Annotated in this window: 21 protein-coding genes and 1 tRNA gene; 11 read left to right on the top strand and 11 right to left on the bottom strand. The window is 29.6% G+C overall.

Features of this window, described 5'->3' with window-relative positions:
• Positions 1–27: 27 nt before the first annotated feature.
• From ACKGJI_RS08445 to ACKGJI_RS08435, 3 genes are all read left to right on the top strand, one after another.
• The gene (locus ACKGJI_RS08445) at positions 28–171 is read left to right on the top strand and encodes a hypothetical protein (protein WP_458699844.1); all 144 of its coding nucleotides are present in this window, start codon (positions 28–30) and stop codon (positions 169–171) included.
• A gap of 70 nt (positions 172–241) precedes the next feature.
• A tRNA-Ser gene (locus tag ACKGJI_RS08440) sits at positions 242–332 on the top strand.
• A gap of 182 nt (positions 333–514) precedes the next feature.
• A complete protein-coding gene (locus ACKGJI_RS08435; RefSeq protein WP_458699843.1) occupies positions 515–1,615 on the top strand; it encodes a GGDEF domain-containing protein in 1,101 nt (366 codons plus the stop codon).
• Here the strand turns inward: ACKGJI_RS08435 and ACKGJI_RS08430 are convergent.
• Positions 1,598–2,191: a DUF134 domain-containing protein gene (locus ACKGJI_RS08430; RefSeq protein WP_458699842.1), complete on the bottom strand. Its 594-nt coding sequence runs from the start codon at positions 2,189–2,191 to the stop codon at positions 1,598–1,600. The two genes, ACKGJI_RS08435 and ACKGJI_RS08430, sit on opposite strands and share 18 nt — an antisense overlap.
• A 108-nt stretch (positions 2,192–2,299) precedes the next feature.
• Here ACKGJI_RS08430 and ACKGJI_RS08425 point away from each other — a divergent pair, with 108 nt between their 5' ends.
• Positions 2,300–2,854, top strand: a complete 555-nt coding sequence (locus ACKGJI_RS08425; RefSeq protein ID WP_458699841.1) for a hypothetical protein — start codon at positions 2,300–2,302, stop codon at positions 2,852–2,854.
• Between the two features lie 33 nt (positions 2,855–2,887).
• Here the strand turns inward: ACKGJI_RS08425 and ACKGJI_RS08420 are convergent, their stop codons facing one another.
• Positions 2,888–3,376: a ferritin-like domain-containing protein gene (locus ACKGJI_RS08420; RefSeq protein WP_458699840.1), complete on the bottom strand. Its 489-nt coding sequence runs from the start codon at positions 3,374–3,376 to the stop codon at positions 2,888–2,890.
• Between the two features lie 154 nt (positions 3,377–3,530).
• Here ACKGJI_RS08420 and proC point away from each other — a divergent pair, with 154 nt between their 5' ends.
• Positions 3,531–4,274, top strand: a complete 744-nt coding sequence (gene proC / locus ACKGJI_RS08415; protein ID WP_458699839.1) for a pyrroline-5-carboxylate reductase — start codon at positions 3,531–3,533, stop codon at positions 4,272–4,274.
• 9 nt (positions 4,275–4,283) lie between these two features.
• Here proC and ACKGJI_RS08410 read toward each other — a convergent pair whose 3' ends face one another.
• Positions 4,284–4,496 (bottom strand): hypothetical protein, encoded by a 213-nt coding sequence (locus tag ACKGJI_RS08410; RefSeq protein WP_458699838.1) that lies wholly within the window; start codon positions 4,494–4,496, stop codon positions 4,284–4,286.
• A gap of 140 nt (positions 4,497–4,636) precedes the next feature.
• Between ACKGJI_RS08410 and ACKGJI_RS08405 the strand changes: the two genes are divergently transcribed.
• Positions 4,637–5,230, top strand: a complete 594-nt coding sequence (locus ACKGJI_RS08405; protein WP_458699837.1) for an IMPACT family protein — start codon at positions 4,637–4,639, stop codon at positions 5,228–5,230.
• On the opposite strand, the gene ACKGJI_RS08400 is transcribed toward ACKGJI_RS08405, so the two are convergent.
• From ACKGJI_RS08400 to ACKGJI_RS08385, 4 genes are read right to left on the bottom strand one after another with little or no spacing between them, the layout of a single operon-like run.
• Positions 5,211–5,678 carry a phosphatidylglycerophosphatase A family protein gene (locus ACKGJI_RS08400; protein WP_458699836.1) on the bottom strand — a complete coding sequence of 156 codons (468 nt, stop codon included), beginning with the start codon at positions 5,676–5,678 and terminating at the stop codon, positions 5,211–5,213. The two genes, ACKGJI_RS08405 and ACKGJI_RS08400, sit on opposite strands and share 20 nt — an antisense overlap.
• 9 nt (positions 5,679–5,687) lie before the next feature.
• Positions 5,688–6,884, bottom strand: coding sequence for a sulfate adenylyltransferase (locus ACKGJI_RS08395; protein WP_458699835.1), 1,197 nt, complete (start codon positions 6,882–6,884; stop codon positions 5,688–5,690).
• Positions 6,862–7,752, bottom strand: coding sequence for a response regulator (locus ACKGJI_RS08390; protein WP_458699834.1), 891 nt, complete (start codon positions 7,750–7,752; stop codon positions 6,862–6,864). Before ACKGJI_RS08390 ends, ACKGJI_RS08395 begins: the two co-directional genes overlap by 23 nt.
• Positions 7,749–8,912, bottom strand: coding sequence for a bifunctional 2-C-methyl-D-erythritol 4-phosphate cytidylyltransferase/2-C-methyl-D-erythritol 2,4-cyclodiphosphate synthase (locus ACKGJI_RS08385; RefSeq protein WP_458699833.1), 1,164 nt, complete (start codon positions 8,910–8,912; stop codon positions 7,749–7,751). Before ACKGJI_RS08385 ends, ACKGJI_RS08390 begins: the two co-directional genes overlap by 4 nt.
• A 111-nt stretch (positions 8,913–9,023) precedes the next feature.
• Here ACKGJI_RS08385 and ACKGJI_RS08380 point away from each other — a divergent pair, with 111 nt between their 5' ends.
• Positions 9,024–10,157: an Mrp/NBP35 family ATP-binding protein gene (locus ACKGJI_RS08380; protein ID WP_458699832.1), complete on the top strand. Its 1,134-nt coding sequence runs from the start codon at positions 9,024–9,026 to the stop codon at positions 10,155–10,157.
• Positions 10,158–10,335: 178 nt separating this feature from the next.
• On the top strand, positions 10,336–11,550 hold the full coding sequence (locus tag ACKGJI_RS08375) for a tetrahydrodipicolinate N-succinyltransferase N-terminal domain-containing protein (RefSeq protein ID WP_458699831.1): 1,215 nt from the start codon (positions 10,336–10,338) through the stop codon (positions 11,548–11,550).
• 27 nt (positions 11,551–11,577) lie between these two features.
• Here ACKGJI_RS08375 and ACKGJI_RS08370 read toward each other — a convergent pair whose 3' ends face one another.
• The 3 genes from ACKGJI_RS08370 to ACKGJI_RS08360 are packed head-to-tail and all read right to left on the bottom strand — an operon-like array spanning position 11,578 to position 14,137.
• Positions 11,578–11,790 carry a hypothetical protein gene (locus ACKGJI_RS08370; RefSeq protein WP_458699830.1) on the bottom strand — a complete coding sequence of 71 codons (213 nt, stop codon included), beginning with the start codon at positions 11,788–11,790 and terminating at the stop codon, positions 11,578–11,580.
• A gap of 28 nt (positions 11,791–11,818) precedes the next feature.
• Positions 11,819–13,030 (bottom strand): GGDEF domain-containing protein, encoded by a 1,212-nt coding sequence (locus ACKGJI_RS08365; protein WP_458699829.1) that lies wholly within the window; start codon positions 13,028–13,030, stop codon positions 11,819–11,821.
• A gap of 36 nt (positions 13,031–13,066) precedes the next feature.
• Complete coding sequence (locus ACKGJI_RS08360; RefSeq protein WP_458699828.1) at positions 13,067–14,137, bottom strand: PilZ domain-containing protein; 1,071 nt, start codon at positions 14,135–14,137, stop codon at positions 13,067–13,069.
• 105 nt (positions 14,138–14,242) lie between these two features.
• On the opposite strand from ACKGJI_RS08360, the gene ACKGJI_RS08355 reads away from it, so the two are divergent.
• Both ACKGJI_RS08355 and ACKGJI_RS08350 read left to right on the top strand, forming a co-directional pair.
• Positions 14,243–15,838 (top strand): ABC-F family ATP-binding cassette domain-containing protein, encoded by a 1,596-nt coding sequence (locus tag ACKGJI_RS08355; protein WP_458699827.1) that lies wholly within the window; start codon positions 14,243–14,245, stop codon positions 15,836–15,838.
• A gap of 6 nt (positions 15,839–15,844) precedes the next feature.
• Positions 15,845–16,756: an AEC family transporter gene (locus ACKGJI_RS08350; RefSeq protein ID WP_458699826.1), complete on the top strand. Its 912-nt coding sequence runs from the start codon at positions 15,845–15,847 to the stop codon at positions 16,754–16,756.
• Here ACKGJI_RS08350 and ACKGJI_RS08345 read toward each other — a convergent pair.
• Positions 16,753–16,944 carry a SelT/SelW/SelH family protein gene (locus tag ACKGJI_RS08345; RefSeq protein WP_458701719.1) on the bottom strand — a complete coding sequence of 64 codons (192 nt, stop codon included), beginning with the start codon at positions 16,942–16,944 and terminating at the stop codon, positions 16,753–16,755. The genes ACKGJI_RS08350 and ACKGJI_RS08345 overlap by 4 nt on opposite strands.
• 145 nt (positions 16,945–17,089) lie before the next feature.
• Here ACKGJI_RS08345 and ACKGJI_RS08340 point away from each other — a divergent pair, with 145 nt between their 5' ends.
• On the top strand, positions 17,090–18,910 hold the full coding sequence (locus ACKGJI_RS08340) for a 7TM diverse intracellular signaling domain-containing protein (protein ID WP_458699825.1): 1,821 nt from the start codon (positions 17,090–17,092) through the stop codon (positions 18,908–18,910).
• Positions 18,911–18,994: the final 84 nt, after the last annotated feature.

Genomic DNA, 18,994 nt, shown 5'->3' with positions numbered 1-18,994 from the left:
AGGTAAATAATTTCAAAAGGAGCAAAAATGAAAATTTTGGGTAAAGTTGAAATGATTGCTATGCTAAAAGAAAAAATAGCAGAAGCAAAAAATACAGGAGATAATGAAGTAAAAAAATTACAAAAGCTTCTAGAAAAGCTTACTAAAGGTAGTGATGTAAGTTTTATATAGAGATGATAGCTCGCTTTAAGCGAGTTATTATCTTTAAATGGTATAATTTCGCTCTAACTTTAAAGCATACGGACAGATGGGTGAGCTGGCTGAAACCACATCCCTGCTAAGGATGCGTAGGGGTAACTCTACCGAGGGTTCGAATCCCTCTCTGTCCGCCACTAATCTTTAATTCCCCTATTTTGCACTACTTTTGTAAAAGAAAAAATCTTATTGTGTCAGAATAATTCTTAATAAAATATACTTTTTTAATAAAAATTAAGGTTAAGTTTGGTTATCATTTTAGTATAGGTAGAGTTGGTTGTAAATATTCTTGATAACATATATCATGAAAGGTTCAAGTATGAACGCTATAAAACTTTATCTTTTGGATTTTAAAGACTTATTACTAAAAGATAAAGATTATTTAATTAAACAGTTTGAAGATCACAAGCATATAAGTGGTTTACTGTTTTTTCTCTATGCTTTTTTAGGCCCAATACTTTGGATTTGGGACTATAATTTAGATCCTATAGGTGCTCAGAGTACTATTTTTTTGCGTCTTAGTTATTTGATTATATTTTCTATTTCTGGATTTGCTTTTTTTTATTTTAAAAATGTAAGATTTTTATTTATTTTGAGTGTAGTATCTATACTGTTCTCAGAGTTTATATTTGTTATTATTTTAAATAAATTGGACTCTGGAATGAGTTATGGTATTGCTGGCTTTATGTATTTTTTGTTTTTTGGTCTTTTAGTTTTCCAAGCATTTCCATTGTACTGCAATTTTATTTATTCCCTTAGTGTGATTATATTCCCTCATTTTTTAGGATTTATTGGCGTAGCTAGCAATTTTGAGCATATGAATTATGCTACTCTTTTATATCCTGGAGTTTTTACAGCTATGATAATGCAACTGGTATATGCAAAAAGTTATGAGTATAGATACAACTATGAAAAGGAACTCAAAATAGCTTCTACTACAGATTTCTTGACTAAAGCGTACAATAGAAACAAAATAAATAATGTTTTAACACATTTATACAAAAAGTATAAGAGAAATTCGATTCCATTTGGTGTAATTATACTTGATATAGATTATTTTAAAAATGTAAATGATACTTTTGGTCACAATAGGGGAGACGAAGTTTTAAGAGAGTTTTCATGTGTCGTAAAAAACAATATAAGGGAAATAGATATATTTGGTCGCTGGGGAGGAGAAGAGTTTATAGTAATCGTTGAAGATATTGATATTGAGAATTTGTTTATGATAGCAGAAAAGATAAGAAATGCTATAGCAAATACAAAATTTACTAAAGTAAAAAGTATTTCTGCAAGCGTAGGGGCTGCCGTTATAAAAGAAGATGATACTGTAGAAAGCTTGATTGCAAGAGCTGATAGAGGGCTTTATAAATCAAAAGAAGAGGGAAGAAATAAAACTACTGTGCTAGAAATTGCAACATAAAAACTTTACAATTTCATCTTTTGATTTAAACCCATCTTTGATTCTTGAAAATATCCCATTTGCAAGTAGTGAGCTTTTAAACCCTTCTCCTATTTGATTTGTTACCCAATAGTGTACTTTGTATTTTGTTAGTAGTTCAGGAAGGATTTTAGCTGGTTTTGACTCTTGCTTATACATTGGATTTTTAATATAAGTTATTTTTTGTATAGTTTTATTTTCTAAGTGAATTAGTGCTATTAATTCATTTGAATTTGATAAATGAGAAAAATCATTTTCATTTGAAATACTCATGGCTACAATAAAGTTATCTTTTTCATGAATTATCTTGATTTCATAACCTAGTATTAGGGCAGTTGTGAGTTTTTTTCTTGCATTTTTTATAATTCTTGATAGTGTAGGACGTGAAATATTCATCTTTTTAGCTGCTTCTTCTTGGTACATATCTTGATAGTCTAGTAAAAACAGAGCTTCAATTTCATCACTGTTTATTTTCATCGTTCCCTTAGAATTTTCAGGTTTAAAATGTGTAAATTCTGGTATAAAAAAACAATTTCTTTTTATTTTATGTCTTCCCATTTTTACTCCTTTTCAAAATTATAGCAAGATTTAATCTAAATTTCTTGACATATGTTCAAAAAAAGTGTATTCTTATGCAAAAATGATAAAAATAATAAGGAAAAATCTGTGTTTAAGAGTAAATATCTTTTTTTAGCAATTGGATTTTTTTTAATCTTTATAATTTCAAAGTCAGCTTATGACCAATTAAATAAAAAAACAGTTGCTAAATCGATGCGTCTTGATTGTCAAAAAGAATTAACAACTTTTGAAAAAATATATAAATATGATGAAGTTAAAATAGCAAAAGACTTATTGAAAAGTGGCAATATAGTCATAAATTCATCTGTGGAAAAAGCCAAATATTCCAAAAGTAGATTATTTGATTATGTAAAGCTTGAAGATATGGATAAAATTACAAAATCCATTTTAAAAACATATGAACAAAAGAGCAAAATAAAAGATAAAAAATTAAATATAGTGTATTATATATACGAAAATGATGTTTTAGACCCAGGTAAAAAAACTGAACAAAGCAAATTATATGCTGGATATGTAGTTTTTAAATTTATTATTTCAGGTGAACTTATATATCAAGTTCAAACAGATTTTATGGACAAAAAAGGTTTAGATATACCAAAATCAATTAGATGTGCCATAAAATCTTTTATGACAATTCAGTAAGATTGTTAAAATAGGGACTATTGTCCCTATTTGCTATGACGCACCAAGAGTTCTGAACTCGGCACTTTCAATCCATTGAGATGGATGTTCAATATATTCTAATATATTTTCTAAAATCTCTTTATGCTTTAACTCCTCTTCAGCAATTCTAAGAAAAATTTCTTTATGCTGAGGATTTGTTGATTCATTTGCTTTTTGCATATACTCTTCATATGCTTTATCTTCTGTTGCTATAGCTCGCCTATAAAAGTCAATCTGCTGATCACTCATATCATAAGCAACGCTTTCTTTTGCCATTTCAGAAAATATCTCTTTAGCATCCCTAAATACTTCCATATTAGGAATTGTGATATTATCTGAATTTTTAGCTAATTTGTTAAATACGTTATAGTGCTTAACCTCTTCATTAGCCAACATTGTAAAAATTTTTCTTAGACCATCTTGATTAGTTTCATTTGCTAATTGTCTGTAAAATTCTTCACCTTCTTTTTCAACCTTCATTGCATATTCGTAAGCATTCATTTTATCTCCTTATATTGACATAGTCTATCATTATATTTTAGGATTAATATGAAAAACTATATTTTTTATTTAAGTTTTTTTAAATATGTTACTAATTTACATCTTTTTATACTATTTAGATATAATACAAAAAAATATGAAATAGGAAATATACATGAGATTGCTATTAATTGGTGCTGGAAATATGGGTGGAGCTATGCTTCAAGGTTTGAGTGATTATGATGTTACCGTTGTAATTAGAGATAAAGAAAAAGAAAAAAGTTTAAAAGCATTATATAAATCGATTAAAATAGTAAATGAAATCCCAAGTTTAGATGGATTTGTTGTTATACTTGCTATAAAACCTCAGTCTTTAAATTCTTTACATGTAGAAGGAAAAGCTGATGGTCTTATATCTATTTTGGCTGGCGTTACACTAGCTAAACTAAAGGAAAAAATTAAAGCAAACTACTATGTAAGAGCTATGCCAAATATGGCAGCACTTGTTAGAAAGTCAGCAACTTCTCTTTGCGGTGATGAAGAGCTAAAAGATAAATCAATTGAGATTTTAAGTAGTATTGGAAAATGTTTTTGGCTAAACAGTGAAGATGAGTTGGATATGGCAACAGGATTAGCTGGTTCATCTCCTGCTTGGTTGGCCCTTGTTGCTGAAGCTTTAAGTGATGGGACAGTAAATCTTGGATTAAAAAGAGATATAAGTTATGAATATATTGCTCAAGTATTTGAAGGAGTAGGTGCAGTTTTACAAAATGAGCATCCTGCAATACTAAAAGATAAAATTACATCTCCAAAAGGAACTACCATTGCAGGCATTACAAAACTAGAAGATGGAAAAGTAAGAGATAGTTTTATAAAAGCTATTAAAGCTTCATATGATAGGGCAAAAGAGTTATCTTAAAGAGGAGTTTTACTCCTCATCTTTGTATAAAAATGAAAATGTTTTTCTAAGTGCTTTTGGTTTGTATCCTGTAAATGCACCCCATAAGGCAACTATTATCAGGCTCAACCACAAAGGTGCTCCAAGATAGATTGCTAGTGAGAAGATTACAAAACTTATAGCTACTATTAGAGCAAAGTCTATGATAGTGTCTACAACTTTAGATGATTTGTTTTTTGACATATAAAATCCTTGATTTTTAAAAAGCTATAAGGATATTTTATGAGATAAATTGTTAAAGTACAATTAACTGAGAACTTATTCGCTATATATATCGCGTAAGGTCAGTTATGAATTTGAGTTAAAAATAGGGAGATTTTTAGTTGTTTAGTGTTGAAAATATTTATAAAAGTGAATTAGAAGTAAAAAAATCTACTTTTATCTCTTTTATAGTTCCAATACATGGATTTGATTCTTTACATGTAAAGCTAAAAGATGAGCATCCAAAAGCAAGACACATAGTTTGGGCTAAAAGATTTTTAAATGAGTTTGATCAAATTGTAGAAAATAGTAGCGATGATGGCGAGCCAAAAGGAACTTCAGGACCTCCGATTTTAAATGTTATGAGAGGAAGTGAGTTAATAGAGTGTGGAATTTTAGTTGTTAGGTACTTTGGAGGCATAAAACTAGGCACTGGAGGATTAGTTAGAGCTTATGGAGGTAGTGCAAAAGAGGTAATATCTCAAGCTAATTTAATCAAATATGAAAAAAAAGAAAAAGTTGATTTTTTTACGATTTACTCTATAAGTGATAGGTTTGAGCATTTTTTAAAACACAGTGATTTACATGTACAAAATAAAGACTATAAGGCAGATGGAATTTTTTGGACTTTGATGATTAGTAAAGCCCAAAAAAATGAATTTTTAGAGTTTGCTAAAGCTTTTGAGAGAGATGGATTTAAAATAGTGGAAGAATAAATTCATTATATATCTTCCAAGTTCCAGCACTACAAATTCCAGCAAATAATCCAGCTAAAAGGTCATCTCCTACAACTCCTAAACCACCTTTTACATTTCTATCAATCCTTCCTATTACTGAAGGTTTGTATATATCAAAAGCTCTAAAATATATAAAACTAAGTATGATTTGAGTTAAGTTTCCTGAAGCTATACAAAAAGCAAGCCAAAGTCCTACTACTTCATCTATCACGATACTTTTATCATCATGAGTTCCACTTTGTTTTTCGTATTTATCTATCTCTTTAATAGCAACAATACTCAAAAGAATAGTTAATAAAAAAAGAGTATCAACTGGAATATATTGTAAAAGTATAAATCCTACAAGCAAAGCTGCTAAACTTCCAGCTGTACCAGGAGCTATTGGAGAGAGTCCACTATAAAAAAATGTCAAAAATATTTTTCTCATAAAAAACCTTTAAGTTAGTGATACTGTTTGATGTAAATTCATAAGTTCCAAATAAAAGTCTTGTTCACTGTGGCTTTCTAGTAAGCCTGAAGTTGGGAATATATTGTCATATATTTTTTGGATGTTTTCAAATCTATTTGGAAACATTTCACTTAGAAGCAAGGCTGAAATATCTTTTCTCATTAACACTGCAGGTGGTAATATACCAGCTTCTAGAAGCGTTGAGAGTGTTGGAGAATCATATTTTATATGATGATGTTGTCCATGAGGGCAAGTATTTTTACTAACTAAAGTTCTACATTCATTGCAGTAAACAAACTCTGTTATGATTTCTACATCTATTTTTAATGAATCATATTTATCTAAGATAGATCTGATTTCATTTTTGTCATAGTACATTCCTATACCACTATGGTTTTGTCCAAGAACTAATCTATTGCATCCCAAGTTTTGAGCACAAATACTATCTAATACAGCATTATTATATCCTGCAAATATATAAGTGTTTTCAAAAGGTACGATTACGACTTTATTTTTAGGTAAGTAATGGTCAACGAAATACTGAAGTGATTTCAAACGAAGCTCATATGAAATTTTATCTTGAGTATATGGTTTTAGTAAAAAGATAACCAATAAATCAGTTTTTTCTAAAGTAATTCTAATCAATCTTTCATGTGCCCTATGAAATGGTTTAGCGCTCATCATCACTGATGCTACACATTTTGGATTTAGTTTATCTTTTGCTTCTTGAATTTTTCTTTTAACATCTTTTATGTCATCAAAGTCTAATTCATACTCTCCACAAACTGCATAATCTCCAAGCCTTTTTAAAAATAGTTGAACTTCAGGATTTGCTGTATCGTATGTTCCAAAAATTTGTTCAATTCTTCTTTTTTTATCGATTTTATATACTTCATCGACTACTATATGTCCTTTGATCTCACCATCAACTACAAAATCAAGAACTTCACCCCTTTTTGCTGTAGTTAAAACAGCAGTATTTTTTCTACCAAAAGGAGCAATTATAAAAGGAAATGGAAAAGGAATACCTTTATAAAATCCAGTTTTATCAACTTCTTTTGCTTCTTTTTCATTCATAAGCCCAGTAACAGGCGATAAAATTCCTTCTTTAGCAAAAGAAAGGGTTGCTAATGCTTGTTTATCTATAAATATTTGTCTATTTTTACTTCTTTTTTGCGATTCCATATTTTTTCCTTTTTTCCCACAAGCTCTTTCGTGAAATTCCTAATTTCTTTGATAATTCTGTATCTGGAAATTTATTTTGAAAATTTACTATAACATATTTAACATAATCATCAATACTAAGGATATTACCTTGGTCAAATACTTTGTTTTCTGTTGAAACTTCAATCTCTTGTATGATATCTTGAGTTTCGTTTATATCTGTTGTTGAGATTATGGCGTGTCTGTTTTCTATGAGGTTCAATACTTTTAATTTATCACTTTTTTTAATGTTTTGTAAATTTGTTACGTACATTAGTTCATTAAAAGGGGTTTTAACTATTTTTTCAAGTGCATCATCTTCACTAAGAGAGATAAATGTAAAAAACTCTCCAACTTCAAATGCATAATGAAATGCAATTGCATCTGCGTGCTTTTGATAATTTGTCTTTAGAAGTACTGGAAGTTTGATTTTTGAATTTATTGGTTCTAAATCGCTACTTTCAAAAAGATTTCTTACATAATCTTTATATGTTTTATTTTCTCTTTTAAGCTCATTAAAATAGCTTAAATGTCTAAGTTTTCTAATCAATTCTTCTATCATAAAAGGCTTTTGGATATAATCACTTGCACCTGCTTTTATAGGGTTTGAAACTGTATCATTACTAATATATGAAATCATTAAAATAATTATAGATGATTTGTGTTTTTCAATCACTGGATAGAAGTTTTGTCCAGAAATATTTGTAGATAATAAAACAGCATCATATTTCTCATCTTTTAGAGCATCTTTTATAGATGCTGCTATTTCACAAGTGTAGCCAACTTCTGTAAGTTTTGATGCAATACTCTGAGCTAGATAGATTTCATTTTCTACTATTAAGATTTTCATTTTGCCCTCTTTGTTTCAAGTTCTTCTTGAAATGTATTCTCTTTTTTCCAATTAATATATTTGAGTGTCGCAACAGCATTGACACCAACCCCCTCACTTCTTCCAACAAATCCTAATTTTTCAGTTGTAGTTGCTTTTACATTAACTCTTATTACATCAATTGCTAATATAGAAGCTATCGTTTGTCTCATTTTGTCTTTATATGGTGATAACTTTGGAGTCTCAGCCATGATTGTTATGTCAGTGTTTATGATTTCATATCCTACTTTTTTTACAAATGATACAACTTGTTCTAGTAGTTTTTTAGAATCAGCATTTTTATATTTTTCATCATTGTCAGGAAACAATTCACCAATATCACCAGCACCAATTGCTCCTAAAATTGCATCAATTAGTGCATGTAGAGCAACATCTCCATCAGAATGAGCCTTAAAACCTCTTTTATCATTTATCAAAACTCCACCAAGCCACATTTCTTTATTTTCGCAAAACTGATGAACATCAAATCCAAAACCAACAAATGTATCATCACAAGGTCCATCTAAATGTTTTATTACATGTATATCCTCAAGTGTGGTTAGCTTATCGGCTTTTTTATCTCCCAAAACATACTTTACTCTGCCACCATTAGCCTTTATAGCACTACTATCATCTGTATATAATGTTTCTACATGTAGAGCTTCTTTTAAAGATTTAGTAAGTGATAGTTGTGGAGTTTGGATAAGTTTTACTTCATCTCTATTGATTGTATTACCTTCATATACAACAGTATCATGTACTTTTAAGTAAGGAACAACTATATCAGCATTTTCTTTTTCATTAATTATTCTTTGAATCATACTATTAGGAACGCAAGCTCTTGCGATATCACTAACTAAGACGAATTTTGTATCTACATGTAAAAGTGCGTTTTTTAAAGATTCTTGTCTGGTATCTCCACCTTTAACATATGTATAAGAGTTATTATAAAGTTTCATGTATTCTATTTCGTCTTCAGAGCAAACTATTATGATGTTTTTAAATTCAAAATTTTTCTCGATTTGTTGTGTAGTATAAAGCCATAATGGTGAGTGAGAAATTCTTAACCATTGCTTTTTTACATTCATCTTAAACCTAGTTGAAGACCCAGCTCCCAACATGATAAGGGATAAATCAGGCAATTTTTGTCCTTTTTTCCTTAAGTGTTACGATATTATACATTATAAAAGCTTTTTTTTATCTTTTTTGTGTTAAATTCCCTTATCTAAAGATAAAGTAAGGAGTTTATATAGATGTTAAATAAAGATAGTATACTTGAAGCCTTAAAAGGTGTAAAGTATCCAGGATTTGAAAAAGATATAGTTACTTTTGGATTTGTAAAAGATATAGAAGTAACTGATTCTAATGTATTTGTTGAAGTAGATATTCTCTCAGCAAGTAAAGAGATTGCAGATGAATTAAAAGCAAATATCGATGCAACTATAAAAAAATTAGGTGCTAGCAGAGTAGATGTAGCTATAAAGCAACCAAAACCACCAAAACAAATGAGTAATTCACAAAGTGGTAAAAACATAGCTCCACATATCAAAAACTTTGTTATGGTAAGTAGTGGTAAGGGTGGTGTTGGAAAAACAACAACTACTGTAAACTTAGCTATTGCACTTGCTAGTCAAGGTAAAAAAGTCGGACTTTTAGATGCTGATATTTATGGTCCAAATATTCCTAGAATGTTAGGTGTTGTTGGAAAGGCTCCTGAGATTGTTGGACAAAAAGTTAAACCTATCTTGGCTCATGGTATAGAAATGATGAGTATGGGAAGTTTGATGGAAGAGGGCCAATCTCTAATTTGGAGAGGGGCAATGATCATGAAAGCAATCGAGCAACTTTTAGCAGATATTTTATGGAGTGATTTAGATGTATTGTTCATCGATATGCCTCCAGGAACTGGTGATGCTCAGCTTACACTAGCTCAAAGTGTTCCTGTGACTGCTGGTATTTGTGTTACAACTCCACAACAAGTTGCACTTGATGATACAGTAAGAAGTCTTGATATGTTCCAAAAACTTCATATTCCAATCGCTGGTATTATGGAAAATATGAGTGGATTTATCTGCCCTGATAGTGGAAAAGAGTATGATATCTTCGGTAAAGGTACAACTAAGCCATTAGCTGAGAAGTTTGAGACACAAGTTATAGGTGAGATTCCAATTGAGCCTGCTGTTAGAGAAGGTGGAGATGCTGGAAAACCAGTGGTATTCTTTGCTCCAGATAGCGAAACTGCAAAAAGATATCAAGAAGCAGCAAATAAACTATGGGAAGAGATAGAAAAAGTAAATGAAGAAGGTGGTGCTAGTAACGAAGCAATTCAACCAACTACACCTCCAGGCGTAAGCGCTTGTTCAACTACCTCATCTAGTGGAGGTTGAGGTGTTTAAATAGCTCTAAGGTTTAGAGATACAAAAAAACAAAACACTTCAAAAGATAAAGGCAGAGTTAAAAAACTCTGCCAATTTCTCCCCTTGTAACCTACATAAATAAATCCGATAAAATTAATCTTTTTATTTGTTCCTGTTTGATATAATAAAAGCAAAATTCAAAGAGGTAATGTATATGAAAAAAATAAAAAATGTTGAAGAGTTTAAAGCTCTAGTTGAAAAAACTGAATCAATAGAAGGATATAAAAAACCAATAGGTTTTGGAATTGCTAGAGTTGATAGAGGGCAATTAAATCGTGATAAAATTTTACAGGCAAATTTTCCTGTTATCAATTGGAATGAAAACTATGGAAGTGCGGCTATTTTTGTAGCAGCATTGCTAGATAGTGGAGTTGAGGTTGATTTTAGTGGAAGTGAATTTACTTGTGATGTTAATAAAAAATTTGTAAAAAGAGCTTATAAAGCATTTACCCCATTTTTAGATGAGGCGGAAGGTGATGCACATAAAAATGTACAAGTTATTAAAACACTTCATTGGATAAGTGATGTTGATAAGCTAAGAGATGATTATAGATTAGTCTTTATCTTTGAAGATGAATCTCCTAAAAGTGTTGAAGCAGTTTATTTAAAACTTTATGCTCTTTCAACAGGAAAAGCTGAACTTAGAAGTTTAAATCTAAATGGAGCTTTTGGAGTTTTAGAAAATGTAGCTTGGAGTGGTGGAGTTCCTTTAGAGCTTGATTGGCTAAGAGCAAATGAGATAGAGATGAAATTAGATGGAACTTATCCAATCATCGAATCAGTTGATAAGTTTCCAAGATATTTAGCACACATAATTCCAGCAGACAACACTAGGATTTTAGATGCTAGTAAAGTTAGAATGGGTGCACAATTGAGCGCAGGAACAACCGTTATGCCAGGGGCTAGTTACATAAACTTTAATGCTGGAACAACAGGACCTGTTATGGTAGAAGGAAGGATTAGCTCTTCTGCTGTTGTAAAAAAAGGTGCAGATGTTGGAGGAGGAGCTAGTATCTTAGGAGTTCTTAGTGGAACAAATGGAAATCCAGTAAGTATAGGAGAAAATACTCTTCTTGGAGCAAATTCAGTTACAGGCATTCCTCTTGGAGATGGTTGTATCGTTGATGCTGGTATTGCAATACTAGAAGGTACAAAAATAGCTGTAAAAAAAGAACAATTAGAAAAAATCAAAGAGGTAAATCCTGAATTTGAAGCAAAAGATTCTGATGAAGATATACAATTTTTTAAAGGTTTAGAATTGGCTGGATTAAATGGAATTCACTTTAGACAAAACAGTACAAATGGAATGATAATGGCACTAAGAAGTCAAAGAGAAGTTGTTTTAAATAGCGATTTACACTAAAAAGGCGAGGATTTTCCTCCCCTTTTTTTATGAAAAATATCTCATTTTTCTCATAAATTCTTGGGCATACCTAGAAGCAATTTCATTGTATGTTATATTGGCAAATTTTTCCTCTTTAAATATCCAATCTCCACAATTAGAGCATTTTATTGCAAATTTTTCTAATTCTTTAAAGTCCATCTTTTTTGATTTTACTAGCATTCTTTTACATTCAGATTTACTACATGTAAGGCTTTTCATCTAACAATCCTCTAGGTATTAATTACACTTATATCGTCATTATACAATTTCTTCCTTTGCTTTTTGCTTGATATAGCGCAAGATCTGCATTTTTTAAAATTGTTTCTGGATTTTTCACATTTTTCGTAGAGTTTGCAACTCCTATACTGACTGTTACATGTAGAACTTTTTGATTATCTCTTTTTTGTATTTTTTCTGGTTTTTTATCTGGTCTATCTTTTGCTCTTAATTTAAAGTCCCTTTTTTCTATAGCTTCTCTAGTCTCTTCTAAAAAAGGCAACGCCTCTTTAGAATTTTTGTTTGAAAACAGTATTGTAAATTCTTCTCCACCATATCTAAAAGCTTTTGCTCCACCTTTTGTTTTTTTAAGCTCACTTGCAACTAGCTTTAAAACTTCATCTCCTACATCATGACCATGAGTATCATTGAATTTTTTGAAGTGATCTATATCTACCATAGCAAGTGTAAAGTTATTGCCCAATTTTAAAAACTCTTCTTCTAAGGCTCTTCTAGCTGGAATTTGAGTAAGAGTGTCAATATAAGCCATTGTGTAAGCATCTTTTAAAAGAGCAGTTATAAAAAGTAAAGAACCCAAAGCACTAAATAAAATGAATGCTGATTGAGTTTTGAAAAATAAACTAGGTACCAATAAAGCTATCAATACCCAAAAGATTGATAATTCAGTATGACTAATTTTTCTGAAAAATAGTATTGTAAAATTAAATATAATAGAAATGATAAATAAAATAATAGTTAATTGATTTGTTTTGATAAAACTAGGTAGTGTAAAATCAAAGATTTTTGTATCTAGTGCCATTTTTAGTTGCAATGAAAAATCATGTAAAAGATAGTATGTTATGGCTAATAAAAAAAACATAGCAATTATTTTTATTAGGCCATAGTAACAAAATACTCCTCTTTCTTCTAATATCCCTATAAATAAAAAACTAATAGCAGTTGAGATTGGATATATATGCCAAAATGAATATTTGCCACCATCAAGGCCTATTAAGTTTGGATAAAACATGTATAGGTTAAATAGTAAAGGGATAAAAAGCAAAACAAAGATTTTACTTCTCGAAAAATAAAGCGAAAAGCCAAGTGCTAGTATATTTATACCCATAAAAATATCTTTTAATTTTAAAAGAGTATCTCTTGGTATAAAATCTAAATATGATATTATGGATACTATGAAAATCGCTGATAAAGAAATGATGTTAAAAGAGTTAAATTTTGTCATTTATATCCATTTTTTGACAAAATTATAGCAAATTTTCTACTCTTTACTCTTTTTATTTCTATTTAGAATATTTACAAGATTTGAAACTATTTGTCTTTCTCTTTCATCTAAAAATAGTTGTATTCCATATCTAAATGCATTTTTCTTACCGATAATACTTGTAATGATTCCATTTGCTTCGAAAGAAAATTTAAAATTATTTGCTTCATCCTCATAAGATATAAAAGCAACAATATCTTGACCCTTTTCAAAATCTCCTGAAGATGAACTCATAATTCCAATTCCGCCTTCACTAATGTCTAGCATATTTCCTGAGATGTATTCATTTTCATTTGCAATGTAAACAAGGCTTGCGTGTATTATAGAGGCTCTAGGGTATTTTCTGCTTAAAAGAGGATAGCTCTCTAGCTCTTTTAAATCGTCAATTAAAACTATACTATCTAAATCTGATAATATTTTAGCTCTTACACTAAAATTTTTCTCATCATCTAAATTTTTTAGGATAAATGATGTGCAATTATCTTTTAACATTACTAATTGTTCATGTGAAACTTTTATAATTGCTGAGTACGAACCGATTTGAACAAGGTTTATAAATGAAGGTGCAGTTCCTAGTTTGGAATGTGTTATAAATCTTATGTCTCTTTCTAGCTTGTACATATTGTGAAGATAATGTATAGCTGGGTTTTTGGGAACATATGGTAATAATTCTAATGGTTTTTCATTTTGCACTAGAGTGTTTGCGATATTTTTTTGTAGAGAATTTAGTGTTTTTGTCATATGAGCTAGTTGTTCTTTTGTTTTATCTTCTTGTATATACTCAGCTAGTAACTCATACATAAGTGAAGATAAAATTTGCATTGATGTAAAATGATTTTCTTTTAGCCATGAAAGATGTTGCGAATAAAACTCTTTATTGTAAGAAAATAATGCATCATAAAATTCATGGGCAACTTCTTCTTGTGTGATAAAAGGATATTTACAAAGGTCGTTAGTTATTATATACTCGAGTATTTTTTTTACAAGTTTTTCTTTTTGATTTACAAAAAAGTTTTTCTCATCTTTAAAAATTGAGTCCAATTTTATTCTGTTGATTTGTGTTAACATTTTGTTCTCTCCATAACCTGATGATATTATATCAAATTTTTTTTACTTTTTAGCAAGATTTCAAAATTATGGTATAATCGCGAAAAAATATAGATAGGCAAATATATGGTAGAAGTAAATAATTTAACGATGAGATTTTCATCTCAACTCCTTTTTGAAGATATCAATTTAAAATTAGATGCAGGAAAAAGATATGGCTTAATTGGAGCAAATGGTGCTGGAAAAAGTACATTTATGAAAATTTTAAGTGGTGAGATTGAGCCAACTAGTGGAAATGTTTCAATACAAAATGGTTTAAAAGTAGGTGTTCTTAGTCAAAATCAGTATGCATATGAAGATTTTACTCTAAAAGATGCTGTTATGATAGGAAATAAAAGACTTTTTGATGCTATCAAAGAAAAAGAAGAACTTTATATGAATGGTGATTTTGAAGATGATAAAGTCAATGAAAGACTTAGTGAGCTTGAAATGATTTGCGCTGAAGAGGACCCAACATATGAGGTTGATGTAAATATTGAAAAAATACTTTGTGCTCTTGGCTTTCCTATTGAAACTCATAATGACCTTATGAGTTCTCTTACAGGTGGCGATAAATTTAAGATTTTACTTGCTCAAGTTTTGTATCCAAAACCTGATGTTTTATTTTTAGATGAGCCAACAAACAACCTCGATTTAGAAGCAATTGCTTGGCTTGAAGAGCAGTTAAAAAGACATGAGGGTACGATGGTTGTAATCTCTCATGATAGACACTTTTTAAATGCAGTTTGTACAAATATATTAGATGTGGATTATAAAAAGATTAGAGAATTTAGTGGAAATTATGATGATTGGTATATAGCTGCTAATTTAATAATAAAGCAAAAAGAGTTAGAGCAAGCTAAAAAACTAAAAGAAAAAGAAGAATTAGAATCATTTGTAAGAAGATTTAGCGCAAACGCAAGTAAAGCAAAACAAGCTACTAGCCGTCAAAAAAGACTAGAAAAACTAAATATCGAAGATTTGCAGAGCTCAACTAGAAGAGATCCAAGTATTGTTTTTAAAATGAAAAGAGATATAGGAAATGAGATTTTAGAAGTTTTAAATATCTCAAAATCATATGGAGATAATCAAGTTTTAAAAGATTTTAGCTTTAAAGTAGAAAAGGGCGATAAGATTGCTTTAATAGGGCCAAATGGAGTTGGTAAGACTACATTGCTTAACATAATCATGGGAGAATTAAAGCCTGATAGTGGAGAGATAAAATGGGGAGCTACGATTGAGCCTAGTTATTTTCCTCAAAATACAACAGAGATAATAGATGGCGATGAGCAGCTTTTTGAGTGGCTTCAAGCTTTTGATGAAAAAAATGATTTAGATGAGATAAGAAAATGTTTAGGAAGAATGCTTTTTAGTGGTGAAGAGCAAAATAAAAGCATAAAAAATATCAGCGGTGGAGAAAAGCACCGTATGATGCTCTCTAAGATGATGCTTCAAAAAGGTAACTTTTTAGCTCTTGATGAACCTGATAATCATCTTGATTTAGAAGCTATTATTGCTCTTGGAGAGGGGCTGTTTAAATTTATGGGTAATGTTGTTTGTGTTACTCACGATAGAGAGTTGATTGATGCTTTTGCTAATCGCATCATAGAGCTTAAACCTGATGGTAGCGTTGTTGATTTTAAAGGCGATTATGAAAGTTATAAAGAGCAAATGGAAGCATAAAATCAGATGCAGCATATCATAAATACCCTAATACCTATTTTTTCATTAATACTGTTAGGGTATTTTTTTAAAAAACTAAAATTTCCTTCAACCGATTTTTGGCCGATGGCTGATAGATTTACTTACTATGTACTTTTCCCTGCTTTATTGGTATATAAACTATCGGTTGCAAAAATTAATCTATCCGAAGCTTTAGAATTAGTCTCAAGTGCTTTAGTTAGCATATTTGTAGTCTTTTTAATTCTTTTATTTATTAAACTTTTTATTGATTTTAAAAATCCAGCGTTTACTTCGATAGTTCAAGGTGGTATTAGATTTAACTCTTATGTGTTTTTAGCTTTTGTTGATTCTCTTTATGGAGATAAAGGATTAGTAACTGCAGCTATTATAATGGCCTTTGTTATTCCTTTTATAAATATTCTTTGTATTTCTACTTTTGCAATTTATCTAAGAAATGGCAAGTTCTCATTTGTATCATTTTTAAAAACTATTGTAAAAAATCCTTTGATTTTAGCATGCATTGTAGGTGGAAGTATAAATGCTGGAGAAATTGCACTTCCATTAGTACTTTTAAAAACACTCTCCATTTTAAGTAATGCAGCACTTCCTCTCGGACTTTTATCTGTGGGAGTAGGTTTAGAATTTGGGCAGATTAAATTAGCTAAAAAAGAGCTTTTTACCTCAGTTATAGTAAAGCTTTTACTTTTTCCAATGGTTATTTATTTTGTAGCAAGACTATTTGGAATTGAAGGTTATTTTTTAGCAATTTTAGTGATATTTGGCTCAATGCCAACAGCAGTTAGTGGTTATATATTAGCAAGAGAGCTTGGAGGTGACACAAGCCTCATGGCCTCCATCATCACACTCCAAACACTTCTTTGTGTTGTAACACTTTCTTTTATAGTGCCACTGTTTTAAGAGTTAAATTCTAACTCTTTAATTCTTTTTATGATTTCTCCTTGGATTGGAAATCTTCCGTCTTTTTCTTTAGAAAAAATATTTTTTCCATCAACTTCAACTTCAAAAACTCCTCCGAAGCTTGGTATTCCTATCAAATCAGCATCTGGATAAACCGACAATATTTCATCTCCGACACGCGAAGCTATTGGTCTATATGCTCATTGATTACAATAAATTATATTTACTTGCATGTTTCTCCTTTTTTGTTGCGAATTTTAGCTAAAACATAATTAATTTACAATTTTTTATGAATTTTTGTATAATAGTACTCTTTTATTAAGAGGTGTTATTGTGAAAAAAACTTTTTTTTTAATTTTTATATTTATTTTACATGTATTGTGTTTTGCTAATGAAATACAAACAGATGGATTATTTGTTAAATCTAGTATATTAACATCTTCACTAAACACAACTATAAATGATATACAAAAATCAAATAAATTTGAGCCATTAAGAAAAGAGCGTGTAAATTTTGGCTTTAATGCAAAAATATCTGTTTGGTTGAAATTTGAATTTCAAAATAACTCAAATCATAAGCTAACTAAATCTATAGTTCTTTCTAATCCTATGCTAGAGGATGTATTTTTCTTTGATAGTAAGAAGAACTTTAAAGTATATAAGTCTGGTATGCTACATGTAAATAAACAAAGAGGTGAAATTTTTCCTTCTTACTCTTTTATTTTGCAACCAAAAGAGAAGAGAGAAATTTTTGTAAGGATAAAAAACACTACAACTTCATTTGCATTTGGAGTTAATATTTACAATACAAAAGATTTCATACAACAAGATAAACAAAAGCAATTTTTTATAGTATTCTTATTTGGTTTGCTATCAGCTATCTTGATATATAGTTTAGTTTTATTTATTTATACAAAAAATATTAGTTATGGTTTGTTTGTTTTGTATCTTTTTACAACAGCATTTCAACAGCTTGAGTACACTGGTTTTATACTTTTATATGCACCTTCTTGGTTTAATGAAATTTTTACTATGCTTTTAGTCCTAAAAGTTAGTGCTGCAATAATAACGGCATCTATTTATGCTATAAGTTTTTTAAATGTAAAACAATATTCGCTCTTGTATAGGATATATAAATCATTAATAATAGCAGCTATATTGCAAATATTTTTATTTGGGACACCACTGTTTTATGTACCTGAAGTGGCAATGTTGTTGGGTATTATATTTGTAGCTTTTAATGGATTTGCTGGTGTTTACGTACATAAAAAAGGAAATAAAAGAGCAAGGTTTTTTATTGTTGGTTGGTCGTTTTTACTGATTGCTTATCTTTTATTAACACTAGATGCAATAGGTTTAATATCCACAGTATATGAACTTCCTGAGATAATACTTTTTTTAACTTTTTTAGAAGGTGTATTTTTGCTATTAGCTTTTACAGATACCATAAATATTCTTTCTCATGAAAAGAAATTGTTACATGAAAAGCTAGTAAAAGAGATGTCTTCAAGAGAAAGTGTAATTAAAAATGAAGTAAAACAGAAAACCAAAGAATTAAATATAGCTTTATCTGATAAAAATCTACTCTTAAAAGAGTTGCAACATAGAGTTAAAAATAATTTGCAATTAATTTTATCAGTTACCCGTTTACAAAGAAGAGCAAGTATAAATAAAAATTCAATAGATGAATTTTATAAACTTGAAAAAAGAATAAGGGCTGTTGCCAAAACTCATGAACTACTTTGTTTAAAAAATGATATTGAAACTATAGATATGAAAGAATATATTATACAATTGTGTGAAGAGATACAAGGTAGTATCATGGAAGAAAATATAAAAATATATTATGATATAAATATTACTCTACCATTTAGTAAAGCTGTTTATATTGGAATTATAATTAATGAATTAATATCAAACTCTATAAAACATGCATTTAAAAAATGTGCTGGAGAGATATACATAAAACTATCATATGAATCAAGTAAGTATATATTGATAGTTAGTGATACAGGGGATGGTTATAATTTCAATGATTCTAAACCAAATACTTTAGGCTTAAAACTTATTCATTCTCTTGTCTTAAAACAGCTAAAAGGCTCAATAGATATTTCAAAAAACGATTTATTCGAGTATAAAATAATTTGGAGTTAATAACTGACCTTACGCACTAGATATAGTTCTTGATAAAACAAGAAGGCGTTATATGCAAGGCAGATTCTTGAAAGCCTAGCTAAA

The organism is Sulfurospirillum sp. 1307 (assembly GCF_054408545.1).
Note: the sequence above shows the minus strand (reverse complement) of the source record. Positions and strands in the feature narration are given on the sequence as shown.